Annotated in this window: 19 protein-coding genes; all 19 read right to left on the bottom strand. The window is 57.8% G+C overall.

Translation table 11 applies throughout. The features are described 5' to 3' along the window. Positions 1–172: 172 nt before the first annotated feature. Entirely contained in the window at positions 173–1,558 is a 1,386-nt protein-coding gene (gene mnmE / locus ACYU7Z_RS16165; protein WP_460572349.1) for a tRNA modification GTPase, read from the bottom strand. Positions 1,559–1,889: 331 nt separating this feature from the next. Beyond that, complete coding sequence (locus ACYU7Z_RS16160; protein ID WP_460572347.1) at positions 1,890–2,696, bottom strand: energy transducer TonB; 807 nt, start codon at positions 2,694–2,696, stop codon at positions 1,890–1,892. Positions 2,697–2,759: 63 nt separating this feature from the next. Then, on the bottom strand, positions 2,760–3,320 hold the full coding sequence (locus tag ACYU7Z_RS16155) for an ExbD/TolR family protein (RefSeq protein ID WP_460572345.1): 561 nt from the start codon (positions 3,318–3,320) through the stop codon (positions 2,760–2,762). 33 nt (positions 3,321–3,353) lie between these two features. Then, the gene (locus ACYU7Z_RS16150; RefSeq protein WP_460572343.1) at positions 3,354–4,013 is read right to left on the bottom strand and encodes an ExbD/TolR family protein; all 660 of its coding nucleotides are present in this window, start codon (positions 4,011–4,013) and stop codon (positions 3,354–3,356) included. A gap of 63 nt (positions 4,014–4,076) precedes the next feature. Then, a complete protein-coding gene (locus ACYU7Z_RS16145; protein ID WP_460572341.1) occupies positions 4,077–4,937 on the bottom strand; it encodes a MotA/TolQ/ExbB proton channel family protein in 861 nt (286 codons plus the stop codon). 162 nt (positions 4,938–5,099) lie between these two features. After that, a complete protein-coding gene (locus ACYU7Z_RS16140; RefSeq protein WP_460572340.1) occupies positions 5,100–6,380 on the bottom strand; it encodes an ABC transporter permease in 1,281 nt (426 codons plus the stop codon). Between the two features lie 168 nt (positions 6,381–6,548). Next, complete coding sequence (locus tag ACYU7Z_RS16135; protein WP_460572338.1) at positions 6,549–7,922, bottom strand: NADH-quinone oxidoreductase subunit N; 1,374 nt, start codon at positions 7,920–7,922, stop codon at positions 6,549–6,551. 3 nt (positions 7,923–7,925) lie between these two features. After that, the gene (locus tag ACYU7Z_RS16130; RefSeq protein ID WP_460572336.1) at positions 7,926–9,401 is read right to left on the bottom strand and encodes a complex I subunit 4 family protein; all 1,476 of its coding nucleotides are present in this window, start codon (positions 9,399–9,401) and stop codon (positions 7,926–7,928) included. 86 nt (positions 9,402–9,487) lie between these two features. Continuing rightward, positions 9,488–11,392: an NADH-quinone oxidoreductase subunit L gene (gene nuoL, locus ACYU7Z_RS16125; protein ID WP_460572334.1), complete on the bottom strand. Its 1,905-nt coding sequence runs from the start codon at positions 11,390–11,392 to the stop codon at positions 9,488–9,490. Positions 11,393–11,541: 149 nt separating this feature from the next. Continuing rightward, entirely contained in the window at positions 11,542–11,871 is a 330-nt protein-coding gene (gene nuoK, locus ACYU7Z_RS16120; protein ID WP_460572332.1) for an NADH-quinone oxidoreductase subunit NuoK, read from the bottom strand. 27 nt (positions 11,872–11,898) lie between these two features. After that, complete coding sequence (locus tag ACYU7Z_RS16115; RefSeq protein WP_460572330.1) at positions 11,899–12,459, bottom strand: NADH-quinone oxidoreductase subunit J family protein; 561 nt, start codon at positions 12,457–12,459, stop codon at positions 11,899–11,901. A gap of 13 nt (positions 12,460–12,472) precedes the next feature. Beyond that, complete coding sequence (gene nuoI / locus ACYU7Z_RS16110) at positions 12,473–13,015, bottom strand: NuoI/complex I 23 kDa subunit family protein (protein ID WP_460572328.1); 543 nt, start codon at positions 13,013–13,015, stop codon at positions 12,473–12,475. Continuing rightward, positions 12,999–14,123: an NADH-quinone oxidoreductase subunit NuoH gene (nuoH, locus tag ACYU7Z_RS16105; RefSeq protein ID WP_460572326.1), complete on the bottom strand. Its 1,125-nt coding sequence runs from the start codon at positions 14,121–14,123 to the stop codon at positions 12,999–13,001. The genes nuoI and nuoH overlap by 17 nt, the downstream gene beginning before the upstream one ends. Before the next feature lie 121 nt (positions 14,124–14,244). Further along, positions 14,245–15,414 carry an NADH-quinone oxidoreductase subunit G gene (locus tag ACYU7Z_RS16100; protein WP_460572324.1) on the bottom strand — a complete coding sequence of 390 codons (1,170 nt, stop codon included), beginning with the start codon at positions 15,412–15,414 and terminating at the stop codon, positions 14,245–14,247. Positions 15,415–15,495: 81 nt separating this feature from the next. Next, entirely contained in the window at positions 15,496–15,873 is a 378-nt protein-coding gene (locus ACYU7Z_RS16095; RefSeq protein ID WP_460572322.1) for a four helix bundle protein, read from the bottom strand. A gap of 84 nt (positions 15,874–15,957) precedes the next feature. After that, a complete protein-coding gene (gene nuoF, locus ACYU7Z_RS16090) occupies positions 15,958–17,310 on the bottom strand; it encodes a complex I 51 kDa subunit family protein (protein WP_460572320.1) in 1,353 nt (450 codons plus the stop codon). A gap of 94 nt (positions 17,311–17,404) precedes the next feature. Continuing rightward, positions 17,405–17,818, bottom strand: a complete 414-nt coding sequence (locus ACYU7Z_RS16085) for a VOC family protein (protein ID WP_460572318.1) — start codon at positions 17,816–17,818, stop codon at positions 17,405–17,407. A 1-nt stretch (position 17,819) separates the two neighbouring features. Then, the gene (locus ACYU7Z_RS16080) at positions 17,820–18,317 is read right to left on the bottom strand and encodes an NADH-quinone oxidoreductase subunit NuoE family protein (RefSeq protein WP_460572316.1); all 498 of its coding nucleotides are present in this window, start codon (positions 18,315–18,317) and stop codon (positions 17,820–17,822) included. 128 nt (positions 18,318–18,445) lie between these two features. Further along, a complete protein-coding gene (locus ACYU7Z_RS16075; RefSeq protein WP_460572314.1) occupies positions 18,446–19,681 on the bottom strand; it encodes an NADH-quinone oxidoreductase subunit D in 1,236 nt (411 codons plus the stop codon). Positions 19,682–19,777: the final 96 nt, after the last annotated feature.

Below are 19,777 nucleotides of genomic sequence, written 5' to 3'. Positions count from 1 at the left end.
ATTGACGCTATAAAGTCCCGACTTTTTCAAGTAGTAACCAACATCACAACAAGAATTTGGATACTAAAAGCCGTGATAAGTATAAAAAAAGCAAGTCATACACGTATAACTTGCTGATAATAAGAGAAAAAGCAACTATCTAACTACTATAACCAACTATCGGAAATCCCGGTTACTTCCCGATACAGAATTTGCTGAAGATATAATCGAGCTGGTCCTCGTTCGTGATCTCACCGGTGATCTCCCCGAGGAAGTGCAGGCAGCGACGGATGTCGAGCGCGATGAGGTCGCCGGGAAGGCCACTGTCGAGGCCGTCGAGCACCTCCTGCACGGAGCGCTGCACCTCAAGAAGGGCTGCGTGGTGCCGTGCATTGGTAACAACCACGTTCTCTGTTTGCGTCGAGCCGGCCAGCACGCGATCGACCATTGCCTTCTTGAGTGTATCGAGACCGCGCCGGTCTCTTGCCGACAGGAAAATCAAGTCACTACGCTCCTGCCAGCGCGCCCGCAGGCTCGCTTCATCGGCCGCATCAACCTTGTTGGCTACCGACAGCCAGGCCTTCCCCTCGTGCGGCAGCTCGCTTTCAAGCTCCCGTAGTTCTACGGGCGACGTCTGCAGCGCATCGAACAGGAACAGAACGAGATCGGCTCCCTGCAGTTTCTGCCGGCTCTTCTCAATACCCGCGCTTTCGATCACGTCGGCCGTATGACTGCGGATACCGGCGGTATCGATGAGGCGGAAGATGATCCCGTCGATATTGAGCTCCTCTTCGATCGTATCGCGGGTGGTACCGGCGATCTCGCTTACGATGGCGCGCTCTTCGTTGAGCAGCGCGTTGAGCAGTGTACTCTTGCCGGCATTGGGCCGCCCGATGATGGCCACCGACACACCGTTGCGCACGACGTTGCCGAGACGGAATGATTCGATAAGCTGTCCCGTAAGTACGCGCGCGTCCTGGAGCAGCGTCCGGAGGCGCGAGCGGTCGGCAAACTCTACATCTTCCTGCGAAAAATCCAGCTCGAGCTCAATGAGCGCGGAGAATTGCAGCAGGTGCTCACGCAGCTCGGAGAGCGCTCGGGAAAAGCCGCCGCGGATATGCTGCAGCGCAGTGCGGGCTGATGCCGCCGTGTTGGCCGCAATGAGGTCGGCGACCGACTCTGCCTGCGCGAGATCGAGCTTGCCGTTGAGAAAGGCCCGCTGCGTGAACTCACCCGGCTTGGCGAGACGCGCGCCCTCGGCGATACAGGCTTCGATGATGCGGCCCTGCACAAAAGGCGACCCGTGGCAGGACAGCTCCACCACGTGCTCCCCCGTGTACGAGCGCGGGGCCTTGAACAGCGATACGACGGCCTCGTCGAGGTCTTCGTCGTTGCGCCGCAGGATGCCCACGTGGAGGCTGTGGGAGCGCTGGGCTTCGAGGTCCTTGGCAGGAAACAACCGGTTGGCGATCGCCAGGGCCTGCGGGCCACTGAGGCGGATAACACCGATGGCACCGATGCCGGGCGGTGTAGCCAGGGCTACGATGGTGTCGGACCAACCGGAAAGCTTGTTGAGCATGGCGCAAATTTACGCCGCGAAGGTTTAGCAGTCGGAAGTGCGAAGTCAAAACCATTGGTTCGTCATTGCGAGGAGCCGGACGCTGAAAGCGGAAGGCTCCGAAGCAATCTCTTGCCGGCTGGCTCTGCGGCTCCAAATGACTGGAGACTAAACTTGTAAGAGATTGCTTCGTCAGTCGGCGCTTCACGCCGCCTTCCTCGCAATGACGGTAAAGGTGGGCAAGCTCGCAGCCACAGAGCAACCCGTTTCCGATTTCCCACTTCCGACTTCACTACTTGAACGAAAAAACCCCATCCAATGGACGGGGCTTTATTATTTCCTGGAGAGTGATTTACTCGGAGATGAGGAACGTGATCGGCTGCGTGCGATAGGCTTTTACCTGGCGGCCGTTCTGGATGGCGGGCGTCCATTTCGGACCCTTTTTCACGGCGCGGACTGCTTCTTCAGCCATACCGTAACCGGGGTCGTTGAGGGCTTCCACATCGCTAACGTTACCTTCCTTGTCTACCACGAAGCGCACCTTGATGGTGTACTGTCCCGGAGGCGCATCGCCCGGGGCCTGCAGGGTACGCTGGAGGTAAGAGCTCCAGTTGCCCGGCTGACCGGCATCCACTTCCACCTTGGTGAAGGTCTGGTCGTAGTTCGTCTCGTCTTTGGGAGCGGCTACTACACCTTTGTTATCATCCACGGGCGGAACGGCTACGTCGTTCTTCACGCCTTCCTGGTTGACCACGTCGATCTTGGTGTCCTGCAGCTTTTCCACTTCCGGCGGAATGTCTTCCTTCTTCACCTCTTCGTCTTTCACGATCTTGGGCGGGGTGAACTTGGTCATTTCCACTTTCGGGGGCGGCTCGGTCTTCGGCGGCGGCGGCGGGGGGGGCTCCGGCTTTTTCTCTTCCGGCTGCTCTACCTTGGCCAGCTCCACTTCTTTCACCTCGATCTCGGCGGGGCCGGAATTGAGCTGCTTGGAGATGAACGAAGCCAAGAGGCCCAGGATGAGCAGCGCAGCCGTGGCCAGCAAGGCCGTGGTGATGCGCTTGTTGTAAGCCCGGCGCAGCTCATAGGCTCCGTACTCCTTGTTCCGGTTCTCAAAGACAATGTCCAGGAGATCGGCACTCAGAATTTTATTTGCTTCCATTAGTTGTTTTTGTTTTTAGTGAGATGCGCGTCCGAAGCGCATTCCACAACATTGGTACCATAATTATTGGCCGGCCGGCGGCATCGGGGTGCCTTCGGTGGCGTGCACCAGCTGGTTTTCCTGGGGGGTGATGTCGATCAGCGCGAATCGCTTGATGTTGGCGATCGTCATCTCATCCAGGATATCCACGGTATTCTTGTACGAGGCTTGCTCGTTGGGCTTGATCACGATCACGATGTCCTCGGGAGGCGTCGTGCGCTTCTTGTGCATGATCACCGAACGGATCCCTTTCTCCGGGTCGAAGGAAGAGGTCTTGAAGTTCGAGGCCGTGTTGTCGAGCTGGCCCTCGTAGTAGTACACGTGGTTGTTGGTGCCCAGCAGGATGGTCAGCGCACCGGATTCCTTGGCCTTGTTCTGCTCCTCGGGCTTATCGGTATCCTTGGGCATGAACAGCGACATGGCGGCGGGCGTGCTCATCGTCGTGGTGAAGATGAAGAACGTGATCAGCAGGAAGCCCAGGTCCACCATCGGCGTCATGTCTACGCGGGTAGACAGCTTCTTCGCTTTCTTGACGCCTGGGCCTTTCTTATGGCCACTATCTCCACCGGTATCTACACTTGCCATATTGTTTGCGTTTAAAAGATGATTGTTTCGGGTTTACTCGGCCTTACCAGAGGTACGCTCCGTAGCCAGCGGGCTGCCGGGGGGCGCTTCCTCGGGCATCGTCACGAGTTTGAACTTGTAGATGTCGTTGCGCTTGAACGCCTCGAGTACGTGCTTGAAGTCGGGGTACTTGGAGGAGTTGTCGCCTTTGATCATGTAGTCCACCTGCTTGCCGGCGAGGAGGGTCACGGCGTCGCGGATCCAGAACTGGAGCTCGTTGTTGGCCGAGTCTTTCACCGGGATGCCGGGCCAGGTGGCCGGGTTCGGGGCCTGGCCGGACAGCACCTGCTTTACGTTGGCAAAGGGAACGCCGATGGGGCCGGGCTTGGCAAACTCGCGCATCTCGGCCTCGGTCAGGCCCAGGTTGCGGGCGTTGTTGAGGTTTTTGATGAGGTCGTATTTTTTGCTTTCACCGGGGGAGTCCTTCGGCTGGAAGTCGAAGAAAACGCGTCCCTTAGGGTCCATCTCCACCAGGATCGCATCGTGCTCGCCGATCTTGACCGTCGACACCGAGTTGGGCGTCGTGATCTCTACCGGCTCCGGCGGCTTGAATTTGGTCGCCAGCATGAAGAACGACAGGATCAGGAACGCCACATCCACGAAGGGCGTCATGTCCGTATCGGTACTTTTTCTGGGAAGTTTAACACTTGGCATTTTCGAAGAAAATTTGATTGATAAGATGCTGGTTGCTCACGATTTCCACAAAACCGGCTCCGCTTATTTGTAAAGCGAAGCGAAGCTTTGCGTCAGGGTGAAGCCAGACTCATCGATGCCGTAGGTGATGCTGTCGATCTTGGTCGTGAACACGTTGTACATGATCAGTGCGAGGGCCGATGTACCGATACCGAGGGCGGTGTTGTACAGGGCTTCCGAGATACCAACAGCGAGGTCGGCTGCGTTACCGCCACCCGATTCACCGAGGGCCGAGAACGAGCGGATCATACCGATTACCGTACCGAGCAGGGCCACCAGGGTACCTACCGAGGTAATCGTGGAGAGGAACACCAGGTTCTTCTGCAGCATGGGCAGCTCGAGGGCCGTGGCTTCTTCTACTTCCTTCTGGATGGAGAGCACTTTCTGCTCCGTGTCCAGGCCGGGCTCGTTGATCATTTCCTTGTAGCGGCGGAGACCCGACTTCATTACGTTGGCTACCGAGCCACGCTGCTTGTCGCACTCGGCGATGGCGGCGTCTACGTTGCGGTTGGCGAGGTGATACTGCACCTTGCGGATAAAGTCGGCGATGTTGCCGGAACCGAGGGCGCGGCTGATGGTGAGGAAGCGCTCGATCGAGAAGGTAATTACCATCAGGAGCATACCGATCAGCAGCGGAACGATGATACCACCTTCATAGATACGGTTGAAGGCTGTCTTGGGATCCTTATGGTGAGGCCAGAATCCACCGGCAGCGTCGGGCGTACGGAAACCGTCTGCATTACCCATGCCATAGCGCCAGATGATATAACCTACGATGATACAAACGACGGGCGCCAGCCACGAGATGATGTTGCTGCTTCTTTTCGGCTGCACCGAAGTAGCCTTGGTGGATGTTGCAGTTGCAGCGGGTCTTTGTTCTGCCATGATTCTGTTTTTAGATTTTTTGAGATGAATATTGAACTAACGATTAAGAGGTCACAATTCTAACGAAAAATCAAATCAATTGTGAACCGTGGTTGCATTTTTTTTGACGTGCTTTCAAAACAGGTCGTTAAAGTGCGGCTGCGGGCAAACCCGCGTCCCGCCTCATTCGTAGCGAAGTGCCTGTATCGGGTTGAGCCGTCCCGCCTTGAAGGCCGGGTAGAGACCGGCCAGCAATCCGACAGCCGTGCACAGCACAATGCCGCCGAATACCCAGTTCCAGGGCACCACGAAACCCGTGCCCATGGCGTACGCCACGAGGTTGCCGGTACCGATGCCGATGACGATGCCGATGACGGCACCGAGCACGCTGATGATCATCGACTCAAAAAGAAACTGCAGGCGCACTGTGCTGCTCTTGCCGCCGATGGCCTTCACCAGCCCTACTTCCTTCGTCCGCTCCGTGACGGCTACAAGCATGATGTTCATGAGGCCGATGGCGGCACCGATCAGCGTGATGAGGCCGATCACCGTGGCCGACACGGTCAGGAAACCAAGGCTGTTCATCGCCTTCTCCGCCACGCTGTCGCTGCGGTCGATCACGAAGTTGCTTTCCTCCGTTGTATTGAGCCGGCGCACCGAGCGGAACACGCCCTCCGCCTCCCCCATGGCTTCTTCCACCTGCGGCAGGTCGTTGACGAGCACGCCGATAGCAAAGGAGCCGTTGGGATCAAAGTAGCGGCGCACGGATTTGTAGCTCACGATCACGATGTTGTCGCGGCTGAACCCGAACGAAGAACCGCGGCTGCCGAGCACACCCACCACGCGGAAAGGAATGCCGTTTACGCGGACAACCGAATTGACCGCACGCTCCATATTGGGCTTGAACAGGCGGCGCGCCACATCGTAGCCGAGGAGGCAGATGTTCTGCGCGCCCTGTACTTCCTGGCGCCCGAAGTTGCGTCCGCTGAACAGCGTGAAGCCGTTGAGGGCAACGTAGTTTTCGTCGGCCCCGAAAAGAAACACATTCGGTGTGGTCTTGCGTGTGCCGTTGTTGATGATGGCGTTTCGCGAGGCGAAGGTCGAAAGGCCGACAGCCGCGGGAAAATGGTAGCTGCGTGCAAAGGCTTCAGCCTGCTCCTGCGTGATGGGCTTGCCGAGCGAGGAGGTTTTCTCGCGCCGCGCGCCTTTCTTCGACACTTTGAGATCGTTGCTGTTGCCGCCTCCCCCGAAGTGGATGTTGCGCTCTTTGTACCGGACCGTAAAGCCGTTGGCACCCATGGTGGAAAAGCTTTCGGTAAACTTCTGGCTCATGGCCTGGATCGCCGTGATGATGGCGATGAGTGCCCAGATACCGAGCGCGATAATGGCCACGGTGATCCCTGTGCGCAGCTTGTTGCCACGAACGGTTCGCGAAGCGAGTGAATAGATGTCGGATGTCCGCATAAGAAAGTGCACCTAAGGTACTGCGAAAAAGTCAGGAAGCCGGAAGTGATGAAGCCGGAAGTGGTCTGTTGAAAATCCAGACAAGCAAAAGCCCCGCATTGCTGCGGGGCTTTGAATCTTTTACTGGAGCAGTCACTCATTCCGACTTCCCGCTTCCGACTTAAAAACTTAGAAGTACAGCCATTGCGTGAGCAGTTCGGGGAAGATCCCGAGCAGGATGGTCAGCGCGGCGAGTGCAACCAGCGTGGCTTTGAAGCCGCCGTTGAGCTGAAGTGTGGCGCCGCTGTTGCCTTCGCGGAAATACATGGCCTGCAGGAGGCGGAAGTAATAATATACCGAGACGGCGGCCATCAGCACGGCAAAGAGCGGCAGTGCCATCGAGCCGGCGCTGAGCGTGGCGCGGAGCATGTAGAACTTCGAGAGGAATCCAGCTGTGAGCGGAATACCGGCGAGCGACAGCAGGAATACCACGAGCGTCGCGGCCACCAGCGGCTGCTGGCGCGCGAATCCGTTGAACCCTTCAAAGCTCTGGTCCTTCATGCGGATCAGTACCGCGAAGATGCCGATCGTTGCAAATGAATAGGCCGCGGCGTAGAGGATCAGTCCATCCATGGCATCGCTGTTGAGGGCGTAGATAGCCATCATCATAAATCCGGCCTGCGCGATCGAGGAATAGGCCAGCATACGCTTGACACTCTGCTGGAACACGGCGGTGATGTTGCCGATGAACAAGGTGGCGGCTACGATGATTCCCACGATGATCTTCCACTGCGGAGCGATACCGGCGAAGCTTTCGCTGAAGAGACGCATAAAGGCAATAAAGCCGGCTGCCTTTACCACGGTTGCCATGAAGGAGGTAAACACGGTGGGCGAGCCATCGTAAACGTCGGGTGTCCAGAAGTGGAAGGGCGCCGCAGATACTTTAAAAGAAAGAGCGAACAGCAGCAGGAGCATGCCCGTTGTCAGCAGCACCGGTGTCGTTCCATCGCCGGGCGTGAAGGGAACCGTAGCGAAGGTACCCGTGGCACCATACAGCAGCGCGATGCCCATCAGCATAAGACCGGTGGAGAAGGAGCCCATGAGGAAGTACTTGATGGCGGCCTCGTTGCTTTTGAGGTTACCCTTTTCGGAGCCGGCGAGGATGTACAGCGGGATCGACAGCACCTCGATGCCGAGGAACAGGATCAGCAGCGACTGGAAGGCCGCCGTCATAGCGACACCGGTAAGGATAAAGAAGATCAGTGCGAAGTACTCGCTGTAGGCGTTGCCAACGCGCTCCATGTCGCGGGCAGACAGCAGGAAGTAGGCCAGCGTGGCCAGTACCGCCACAACCATGAACAGGGAAGCAAAGCGATCGAACAGGAGCATGCCGGCAACATGCACATGAAAAAGGTCGATGCCGCGGAGGTCGAGCAGGGCGCCGGTCAGCACCAGCAGCAGCAGCAGGTAGGCGATGCCGCGCACTGAGGCGCCGCGCTTTGCCAGAAAGCTGCTGAACATCATCACAACCCCACTGATTGCCGAAATAAGTAAAGCGTTCATATTTTATCGTACTACGTAGTTAGAGTAATTGGCCACTTTCAGGATATCCTTCACAAAGCCTTCCGTGGCAGAGATCAGGGGCTGCGGGTAGAAGCCGAACCAGAGAATGAGGCCGGCGACCAGGAGCAGCGCCACCGTTTCCGGAACACGGATGCGATAGCCCGCCGCGGTGCGGTCGTTGGTGCCGCCGAAGAACACCTGCTGCACCATCCGCAGCGTGTAGGCCGCGCCGAGGATAATGCTGATGGTGGCCAGCACGGTGAAGAGCACGTTGTATTGGGTGCCACCCGAGCTCCAGATGCCGTTGAACATCAGGAACTCACCGGCGAAGGAGTTGGTAAGCGGAAGCGATACGTTGGCAAAGGCGAACAGTACCAGCAGCAGCGTGAGGCCCGGGGCCCGCTGCGCAATGCCGCCCAGCTCGGAGAGCTTGCGGGTGCCGAACTGGCGCTCCACGAGCTCCACCACGATCCAGAGACCGATGATGTTGATGCCGTGGTGAAAGAGCTGGATGAGTACACCCTGCATGCCGGTGCGCGTTTCGGCGAAGATGGCGGCACACATCAGACCGATGTGTGCGATCGACGAATAGGCGACGAGGCGCTTCAGGTCGTCCTGCCGCAGGGCGAGGATGGAGGCATAGAGAATGCTGATCACCGACATGCTCATGACCACATCGCCCCAAATATACGAAGCATTGGGCACCACCGGGATCACCCAGCGGATCACGCCGAACACACCCATCTTGACCATGAGGCCGCTGAGCACCATCGTTACCGAAGTGGGCGACTGCTCGTAGGTATCGGGCTGCCAGGTATGGAAGGGAAAGACTGGCATCTTCACCGCGAAGGCGATAAAGAGCATCCAGAAGATGAGGCCCTGGTTCTGGTTCGTGAGGTGCAGGTTGTAGAACGACTCCATCGAGAAGGAGCTGTCGGGCGTCTGCGCGTAGAGCCAGAGAAGCGCCACCAGCATGATCACCGAGCCGGTGAAGGTGTAGATGAAGAACTTGAAGGTCACCGCGATGCGGCGCTCACCGCCCCAGTCGGAGCAAAGGAAGTAGACCGGAACGAGCGCAAGCTCCCAGAAGAAGTAGAACAGCAGCGCGTCGGTGGCCGTGAATACGCCCATGAGTCCGGCCTGCGCCAGCAGCATAAGCCCGAAAAAGTTGTTGGCCTTGCGGTAATCTGTCTTCCAGGTAGAGAGGAAGATGATCGGGTAGGCAATGCCCGTAAGGAGGGTCAGGATCCCCGAAAGCCCGTCGAGCGACAGGCTGAAGGAGGATCCGAGCGAGCCCAGCCAGGGTGCCGTGAAGGTCGACGGGTTGCCGTTCTGCAGGTCGGCGAAGCCTTTCAGCGAAAGAGCCATCGCCGCCAATGCCACGAGCAGCGCCCAGCCGCGGGCAAGCTTCGCATCCTTGAGCGCGAAGCCGACGAGTCCGCCGATCAGCGGTACGAGGAACAGTAGTAATACGGTCATAACACAGTTAATTCAAATTCAAAAGTTCGAAGGCTTCGCGATCAGGGACAAGCCCTGTTTTTGTCATTCCGAGCGCAGCCGAGGAATTACTTTTTAAGAAAGAATTCCAGGACAAAGAACAGCACCATCGAGATCACCATCAGCAGCACGTAGCTGCCTACCTGGCCGCTTTGCAGCCAGCGGAGCTGGCGGCCGCCGTAGTTTACCGCGCGGCCTACCCCGTTGACGATCGCGTCGATGCCGCTGCGCTCGATGAAGGTGTCGGCAAAGCGGCCCAGCGCGTTGAGGGGCTTCACAAACACCGAGTCGTACAGCTCGTCGACATACCATTTGTTGGCGAGCACTTTACCGAAGGCACCGTTGTGCTCTTCGCGGTAGCTGCGGTAGCGGAACCACGCAAAGCCGATCGCCAGCAGGGAAAGCACCGTGGTGCCGGCCATCAGCGCGAGTTCGGTGCTGTGGCTGATCGCTGCGTTCTCGGTGTTACCATGCTGCTGCGCGATCACCGGCGACAGGAAATCGGCGAGGCGCTCCCCTCCTTTCGAAAACACTTCCGGAACACCCACAAAGCCGCCAACGATCGAAAGGATCGCCAGCACCACAAGCGGGATCGTCATGGCCGCGGGGCTTTCGTGCACGTGCTGACGCTGCTCGTCGGTGCCGCGGAACGAACCGTTGAAGGTGATGAAGAGAAGACGGAACATATAAAAGGCAGTCAGCGCCGCCGTGGCGAGACCAACAACCCAGAGAAACTTGTCGTGCTCGAAGGCGCTCAGCAGGATCGCGTCTTTCGAGAAGAAGCCGCTGAACGGAGGAATGCCCGCGATGGCGATACAGCCGATGAGGAACGTGATGTAGGTGACCTTAAGCTTGCCTTTGAGACCGCCCATGAAGCGGATGTCCTGCTGGCCGCTCATGGCGTGGATCACCGAGCCCGAGCCGAGGAAGAGAAGGGCCTTGAAGAAGGCGTGCGTCATCACGTGGAATACGCCGGCCGTGTAGGCGCCGGTGCCGAGGGCGAGGAACATATACCCTAGCTGGCTCACCGTGGAGTAGGCCAGCACTTTCTTGATGTCGTTTTGCTTCAGTGCGATCGTTGCCGCGAGCAATGCCGTCGCAGCACCGATGATCGCCACCACGCTGAGGGTAGCGGGCGCGAGGTTATACAGGATGTTGGAGCGGGCGATCATGTAGATACCGGCCGTAACCATCGTAGCCGCGTGGATCAGCGCCGAAACGGGCGTCGGGCCGGCCATGGCGTCGGGAAGCCAGGTGTACAGCGGGATCTGCGCGCTCTTGCCGCAGGCACCCAGGAAGAGCAGCAGCGTGATGCCCACCACTTCCTTCGTATTCATTGTATGCAGCGAGCTGATGATGCCCTGTGCGCTGAACAGCTCGTGGTACGACAGCGTGCCGAAGCGCTGCAGCATCCAGAAGAGCGCCAGCAGGAAGCCAAGGTCGCCGATGCGGTTCATGACGAAGGCTTTCTTGGCGGCCTTCGTGTAGTCGATGTTCTTGAACCAGTAGCCGATAAGCAGGTACGAGCAAAGGCCCACGCCTTCCCAGCCGATGAACATGATCAGGTAGTTGGCACCCATCACGAGCAGCAGCATCGAGAACACGAAGAGGTTGAGGTAGGAAAAGTAGCGGCCGAAGTGCTCGCGCTTCTCCTCGTGCATGTAGGCCGTCGAATACACGTGGATCAGGAAGCCGACGCCGGTGATGATCAGCAGGAACAGCCCAGAGAGCTGGTCGATCTGGAAGGCGAAGGGAATACGCAGCGAGCCGACGTTGATAAAGTCGAAATACTTGTACGGCACATCGGAGAACTCACCTTTCGAGAACAGCAGGCAGCTGATCACAAACGAAGCGAGCACGGTGCCTGAGCCGATAAGCCCCACGAGGCCCTTCGAAAGGTAGTTGCGCCCCAGCCCGTTGACCAGGAAGCCGGCGAGCGGGAGAAGCGGGATCAATGCGATTAGAGTCTTCATAACAAGTAAGAATTCAAAATTCAAAATTCAAAACACCTCGCCGGCTCATCGATCCGCCGTCAACAGGCATACCCGGATTCGGGAAGCCGGCTACTGGAAGGGATGTGCGCGTTAAAGACATTTTTGACTTTTGACCTTTGACTTTTGAATTAATGTTTCAATCGATTCAGGAAGTTAATGTCCACCGAGCGCGTGTTGCGGTACAGCATCACGATGATGGCGAGGCCGACACTTACTTCGGCTGCGGCGACCACCATGATGAAGAACACGAACAGCTGCCCGTCGGTTCCCGCGGTGGGCGACACGGCGGCGTTGGCCAGGTGATGCATCTTCGAGAAGGCCACGAGCAGCAGGTTCACGGCATTCAGCATTAGCTCGATGCACATGAAGATGATGATGGCATTGCGGCGCGTGAGGACGCCGATGATGCCGGTGGCAAACAGCGCGATCGAAAGAAACAGGTAATAGCGGATATCCATAAGGATGTTTGATCGTTTTGGTTTTCGTTACTCCACTTCCACGGCGGCGCGGACGTCCAGGGGGCGCTTGTCTTCGGCCGGCGCAATGCTCTTCGCTTCTTTTTTGCCGATCACAACGGCGCCCACCATCGCGGTGAGGAAGAGCACCGAGCTCAGCTCGAAGGGTACCACGTAGTCGCTGAACAGCACCTTGCCGAGGTTTTGGATAAGGCCGATGTCGCCCGTTACGAGCTGGGTGGGATGCGATTCGGTGGTTCGCAGGGCGGCTACGAGCACCAGCAGTAGCGATCCGCCCGATACGGCGCCGATAAGACGCAGCCAGCGGCCCTTCTTGACCTCAATGTGCTTATCGAGGTTCATCAGCATGATCACGAAGAGGAACAGCACCATGATGGCGCCGGCGTACACGATGATGTTCACCACGGCGAGGAACTGCGCGTTGAGCAGGATGTAGTGGCCGGAGATCGTGAAGAAGGTCATGATCAGCCAGATGACGCTGAAGATCGGGTTCTTGCTGCTGATCACCATGAGGGCGCAGAACAGCGAAGCGACTGCCAGTATCCAGAAAAGTATTTCAGTAATTCCCATGAGCAGTTGCGGTTTATTTGGATTGGGGGATCGTTCCTTTCGCCTTGGCAAATCCTTCCGGGTCTTTAACCGGGTCGGGGATCAGCAGGTCGTCTTTCTTATAAATAAAGCCCTTGCGGCCGTAGTTCGACGGGGCGAAGGTTTGCGACAGGTAGATGGCATCCTTGGGGCAGGCTTCCTCGCAGAGGCCGCAGAAGATGCAGCGGAGCATGTTGATCTCGTACTTGGCGGCATACTTCTCCTCGCGGTACAGATGCTCCTCGCCTGGCTGGCGCTCGGCCGCTTCCATGGTGATGGCTTCGGCGGGGCAGGCCACGGCGCAAAGACCGCAGGCGGTGCAGCGCTCACGGCCTTCCTCGTCGCGGTTGAGGATCTGCAGGCCGCGGAAAACGGCGGAGAAGGGACGCTCCTGCTCGGGGTAGTTGATCGTCGGCTTCTTCTTGAACAGGTGGCTGAAGGTTATCCCCATTCCCTTGAAAATCGAGGGCAGGTACAGCTTCTCCACGAAGGTCATCGGCCTCCGGTCTACCGGCTTGTTCTTATTGGTGAGTTGCATGTGTCAGGCTTACTTGTTCGGATTTGGACGGCTGCGAATTTAGCCCTTTTTGAGGGGCGGCAACGTCGCCGTCTTGGTTGAGCCACAGGACGACGCCCGCGGTAATGATCATGTTGGCGAGGGCCAGCGGCAGAAGACCGCGCCAGCCCAGGTTCATAAGCTGGTCGAAGCGGAAGCGCGGGATGGTCCAGCGGATCCACATGAACAGGAAGATGGAGATAACGGCCTTTGTCATCAGGCTGGCGAAGCCAAGCAGCCCTACCCACCAGGTGCCGCTGTGGGCCGCCTCGTTGAAGAAGGGAATGTCGTAGCCGCCGAAGAACAGCGTCGCCATCACAACGCCCGAGATGAACATGTTGATGTACTCGGCAAAGAGATAGAAGCCGAGCTTCATCGAGGAGTATTCCTGGTGGTAGCCGAAGTTGAGCTCGTTCTCGGCCTCGGGGAGGTCAAAGGGTGTACGGTTGCACTCGGCCAGCGCGCAGATAAAGAAGATCAGGAAGCCGAGCGGCTGGTACAGCACGTTCCAGCCATGGCGCATCTGGTGCTCCACGATGACGCTCATGCGGAGGTCGCCCACCACCAGCAGCACGGCCAGCAGCGAAAGGCCCATGGCGAGCTCGTAGGAGATCATCTGCGAGGCTCCGCGGATGGCCGCCAGCAGGGAGAATTTATTGTTGGAGGCCCAGCCGCCGATCATGATGCCGTATACTCCAAGCGATACAACGCCGAAGATGTAGAGCACGCCGATGTTGATGTCGGCGATCTGCATCGGCATCATGTGACCGAAGAAGGTTGCCGTCGGACCCCAGGGAATGACCGCGGAGGTCATCGTGGCGGTGATCATCGCGAGCAGCGGGCCCATGACGAACAGGAACTTCGAGGAGCTGTTGGGAATGATCTCCTCTTTCATGAACAGCTTCACGCCGTCGGCGAGGGGCTGCAGCAGGCCAAAGGGACCCGCGCGGTTGGGGCCGCGGCGGTCTTGCAGGAAGGCCGCGATCTTGCGCTCGGCATAGGTGCTGTACATGGCCACCACCAGCGCGATCGTTACGATGATCGCGATGAGCACAAATTTTTCAATCAGGGTGACTACCCATTCTGCCATTAGTAAGTACATAGTTGCTTCAGTGTAGGAGCTTCGCTCCTATTTCGTGAATCGTGAATCGTGAATCGTCAATTCTTTCAATCGCACTTTATTCACGATTGACGATTGACGATTGACGTCTTTACGGTGTATTCGAATTCGTCGAGTCCGTTCCCATCTTGTTCCGTCCGATGCCTTCCTTAACATCGGTGACGTTGGAGCCGGAAGCCAGCGGGTTGCCGTTGAAGGTGGCGCCGGTGGCGGGCCCGGGGATGGCGTTCAGGTCCACGGTGTTGACGTCCGACACGTTGTGAATGTCCATCAGCAGCTTGGGGTCGCGGCCCTTCATCACATCCTGGAAGACTTCCTTCGGCATTGTTATCCCGGTGTAGTGGCCGGCATTGATCACCGAGTGTCGGTCGAGGCGCGTCGGGCCCTCGATGGTCCAGTCGCTCACGCTCTTCTTTTCGAAGCGGCACTCGTTACAGATCCACTCCTCCACTTCGCCCCATTGGTCTTTGCGGGCCGTTACACGGAGCACGTCGTCGCCGCGCATCCACAGGCGTACGCTGCCCTTGCAGGTGGGGCAGTCGCGGTGCGCATCCACCGGCTTCGTGAACCATACACGGTTCTTGAAGCGGAAGGTGCGGTCGGTGAGCGCACCAACGGGGCACACGTCGATGACGTTTCCGATCATCTCGTTGTCGAGCGACTTCTGGATATAGGTAGCGATCTGCGCATGGTCGCCGCGGTCGAGCACGCCGTGCTCGCGTCCACCGGCAATCTGGTTGGCGGTGTGCACGCAGCGGTAGCACAGGATGCAGCGCGTCATGTGCAGCTGGATGTAGGGGCCGAGGTCGATGCGCTCGAAGGTGCGGCGCTTGAACTCGTAGCGCGTGCCTTCCTTGCCGTGCTCGTACGAGAGGTCCTGCAGGTCGCACTCACCGGCCTGGTCGCACACGGGGCAATCGAGCGGGTGGTTGAGGAGCAGGAATTCCACCACGCCCTTGCGGGCTTCGAGCACCGCGGGGTTGGTGATGTTCTCGACGATCATGCCGTCCATGACGTTCGTGCGGCAGGAGGCCACAAGCTTCAGCATCGGGCGCGGGTCGGCCGTGGAGCCGGCAGCAACGCGCACGAGGCAGGTACGGCAGTAGCCACCCGTCTGCGCGAGCTTGCTGTAAAAGCACATCGTGGGGGGAACAACATCGCCGCCGATCTTGCGGGCCGCCATGAGAATGGTGGTGCCGGGCTCGACTTCAACCTTGATGTTGTCGATGGTGACCGTGAACAGTTTCTTTTCTTCTGACATAGTAAGTCAAAATTCAAACGTCAAAATTCAAAAAAGCAGGTCGGAGACTCCGCTTCCTTCACCAGCAATCCTTTATTCAAACTACTCACTGATGATAATGCTGGCGATTATCTTCGAAAGCTCGTCGGCTTCTTTGAGTAGCTCATTTAGTTTGACCGTATCCTGATCGAGCGAATCCCGGATCAGGCAAAGCCAGTATTTCGTTTCATTCGCGGACTTCAGGGCGATCGCATAATAATTCCGCCAGTCTTTCCTGCTGCTTCCGGCCCGGCCTTCCACCAGGTTTGCACCTATAGATGTACCGGAGCGTAGCAGCTGATCAAACATCGAAAAGAAAATGCGATCGTAAGAAGCGTTTTTAATAAACAGCACAAGCTCTTTCGAAAAGTGAAAGGCCCTGTGTCGAATGTTATAAGGCTTCTCGCCGTCTTCCAACAAATAAAGATCTTCCAGTTCCATCTGGTCAAAATTTTACTAAGCCTCAAACCTATCAAACTGTCTGCACAGCCAGGGCTTTTTGACTTTTGAATTTTGACTTTTTCCTTATCCCACTGCTACCGAGATCGGATCTGCATAATGCGCGAGCCCGAAGTTGCGCTTCTGTGCTTCGTCGGGGTTCAGCACGTGCCACTCGAATTCGTCGCGGAAGTGACGAATGGCCGCGGCAACAGGCCAGGCAGCCGCATCGCCCAGCGGGCAGATGGTGTTGCCTTCGATCTTGCTCTGGATATCCCACAGCAGGTCGATGTCGCGCATGTCGCCCTTTCCGGTTTCGATCTTGTGCAGGATCTTTTCCATCCAGCCCGTACCCTCGCGGCAGGGCGAGCACTGGCCGCAGCTCTCGTGGCGGTAGAAACGCGCCAGCGAATAGGTGTGGCGCACCACGCACTGGTCTTCGTCGAGCACGATAAACCCGCCCGAGCCCATCATCGAACCCGTGGCGAAGCCGCCGTCGGCGAGGCTTTCGTAGGTCATGAGGCGGGGCTCGCCTTTTGCCGTTTTCAGCAGCAGGTTGGCCGGCAGGATGGGAACGGAAGAACCACCCGGGATGCAGGCCTTGAGGCGCTTGCCGTTGGGGATGCCCCCGCAGAATTCGTCGCTGTAAATAAATTCCTCCACCGAGATGGTCATGTCGATCTCGTAGATCCCCGGCTTGTTGATGTTGCCGCAGGCCGAGATGAGCTTGGTACCCGTAGAGCGGCCGATGCCGATCTTGGCGTATTCCTCGCCCCCCATGTTGAGAATGGGAACGACAGCCGCGAGCGTCTCCACGTTGTTGACCACCGTGGGGCAGTCGTAGAGACCTTTGATGGCCGGGAAGGGCGGCTTGATGCGGGGGTTGCCGCGCTTGCCCTCGAGCGACTCGAGGAGCGCCGTTTCCTCACCGCAGATATAGGCGCCGGCGCCGCGCTGCACGTAGATCTGGCAGTTGAAGCCGGTACCGAGAATATTCGTTCCGAGGAAGCCCGCGTTGTTGGCTTCGGCGATGGCCTCTTCCAGTATATCTACGATCCAGGCGTACTCGCCGCGGATGTAGATATAGGTACGCTCCGAGCCAAGGGCAAAGGAGGAGATGATCAGGCCCTCGATGAGCAGGTGCGGGATGAACTCCATCAGGTAGCGGTCCTTGAAGGTGCCGGGCTCCGATTCGTCGGCGTTGCACACGAGGTAGCGGGGCACGCCTTCGGGCTTGGCCAGGAAGCTCCACTTCATACCGGTGGGGAAGCCGGCGCCGCCGCGGCCGCGGAGGCCGCTCTTCTTCACTTCTTCCACGATGTCGGCGGGAGCCATCTTGAAAGCCTTCTCCACAGCGGCATAACCGCCATGGCGGCGGTAGGTGTCGTAGTAGCGGATGCCTTCTACGTGGGCGTGTTCCAGTAATATTTTCTTACCCATTGTACTAAGTCAAAATTCAAAATTCAAAATTCAAAAACCGGTTTTACACTGTTGGTACCAATCAATTTTTGACTTTTGAATTTTGCCTTTTTATTTATTGATGCTGTTTAGGTCCTTTGTCGAAATTGAACATCCAGTTCACGCCGAACTGGTCGGTGAGCATGCCAAAACGGGCACCCCAGAAGGTGTCCTGCAGCGGCATCGTGATGCGGGCGCCTTCGCTCAGTGCCTCGAAGATCTTGTTGATCTCTTCCTCCGAGGAAAAATCGAGGCTCAGTTGCACCATACCACCCACGGCTTCGTTCTGCTGGCCGTCGGAGGCCATCAGGAACAGGTCGCCGGCGGAAAACTGCGCGTGCATTACTTTTTTCGCATCCTCCGGGCTGTACTCCATCGGGGCGTTTTCGAAGTACTGCAGGCCCTGGATCTGGCCACCGAGGGCTTTGGCATAAAAGTTCAGGGCTTCCTCGCAGTTGCCGTTGAACATGATGTAGGGAACTAAACGCATGTTAGTTGTTTTGTACCGCATTGCGGCGGCATTCGTCAATAATGGCATCCACCTTCGCAGGGGTCAGGTGCTCCTTGTAAAAGTTACCGAGCTGCATCATCGGGGCATAGCCGCAGGCGCCGAGGCACTCCACGGTCTTGAGCGTGAACATCCCGTCGTCGGTAGTTTCGCCGACGCCGATGTTCAGCTTCTCCTTGATGTAGGCGATGATGTTGTCCGACCCGTTGAGCATGCAGGGCCCGGTCTGGCAAACCTCGAAGAGGTACTTGCCCACCGGCTTCAGGTTGAACATGCTGTAGAAGGTGGCCACCTCGTACACCTCGATGGACTTGAGGTTGAGCAGCGTGGCGACATAATCCATAGCCTCGGCCGACAGCCAGCCGTTGTTGGCTTCCTGGGCCAGGTGCAGCACGGGGATCAGGGCGCTCTTCTGCTTCCCTTCCGGGTAGCGCGCCACGATCTCACGGACTTTAGAAAGACGGTCTTCTGAAAACGTCACGGTCGAAACAGTTTATTGGTTTACTAGTCTATTGGTTGATCGGTAACAGGTGCCTACCACCATACAACTATTATTACTTGTTCTCGATATTCGTTATTCGATATTCGTTATTCGATATTCGTTATTCCCTATCCATCCATCTCGCCGGCGATGAGGTTCAGCGACGACATCACGATGATGGCGTCGGAGAGCATCGAGCCTTTTACCAGCTCCTCGTAGGCCTGGTAGTAGATGAAGCAGGGGCGGCGGAAGTGCAGGCGGTACGGGCTGCGGCCTCCGTCGGAGATCAGGTAGTACCCGAGCTCGCCGTTGCCGCCTTCCACGCTGTGGTACACCTCGCCCGGCGGGATGTCGATCTCACCCATCACGATCTTGAAGTGGTAGATGAGGGCTTCCATCTTCGTGTACACGTCGTTCTTGTTGGGCAGGTAATATTCCGGCACGTCGGCGTGATACACCGTTGCCTCCTCCCCTTTCATGTCCTGCAGCTTGCGGTATGCCTGGCGGATGATCGAGATCGACTCGTACATCTCGGCGTTGCGCACCAGGTAGCGGTCGTAGCAGTCGCCGGTGGAGCCGGTCGGGATAACAAAGTCGAAGTCCTGGTACGAGCTGTAGGGCGAATGCACGCGCACGTCGTAGTCGACGCCGGCGGCGCGCAGGTTGGGACCCGTGAAGCCGTAATTGAGCGCGCGCTCGGCCGAGATGGGACCCGCGCCGATGGTACGCTCCATGAAAATGCGGTTGCGCGTAAAGAGTTTTTCAAACTCCGCCAGCACCGCGGGGTATTCGTCGAGGAATTTTTCCAGCTTGGTAAATGCGATGTTGTTGAAGTCGCGCTCGAAGCCGCCGATGCGGCCGATGTTGGTGGTGAGACGCGAGCCGCACACTTCCTCCCAGATCTCGTAAATGAGCTCGCGGTACTGCATCACGTACAGGAAACCGGTATAGGCGCCGGTGTCCACCCCTACGATCGAGTTGCAGATCAGGTGGTCGGCGATGCGGGCGAGCTCCATGATGATGACGCGGAGGTAATCCACGCGCTTCGGCAGCTGGATCCCCAGCAGCTTCTCGCAGGTCATGTGCCAGCCCATATTGTTGATCGGCGCCGAGCAGTAATTGAGGCGGTCGGTCAGCGGGGTGATCTGGTAGAGGGGCTTGCGCTCGGCAAGCTTCTCAAAGGCCCGGTGGATGTAGCCGATGGTTTGCTCGGCCGACACGATCTTCTCGCCATCGAGCTCCAGGATGTTCTGGAATACGCCGTGCGTGGCCGGGTGGGTGGGGCCAAGGTTGATCGTGGTCGTTTCCTTCTCGATGGAGCCCTCGGGAAGCGGGATATGGGAATATGGTGCGTTTGTGGCCATGTTTATCGTGAATCGTGAATCGTCAATCGTGAAGGGTTAACTCCACGCCCTGATCCACCGTTTTTTATTTCAATCTCTTGTCACCCTGACGCCGTC

The organism is Flaviaestuariibacter terrae, assembly GCF_054777635.1.
Note: the sequence above shows the minus strand (reverse complement) of the source record. Positions and strands in the feature narration are given on the sequence as shown.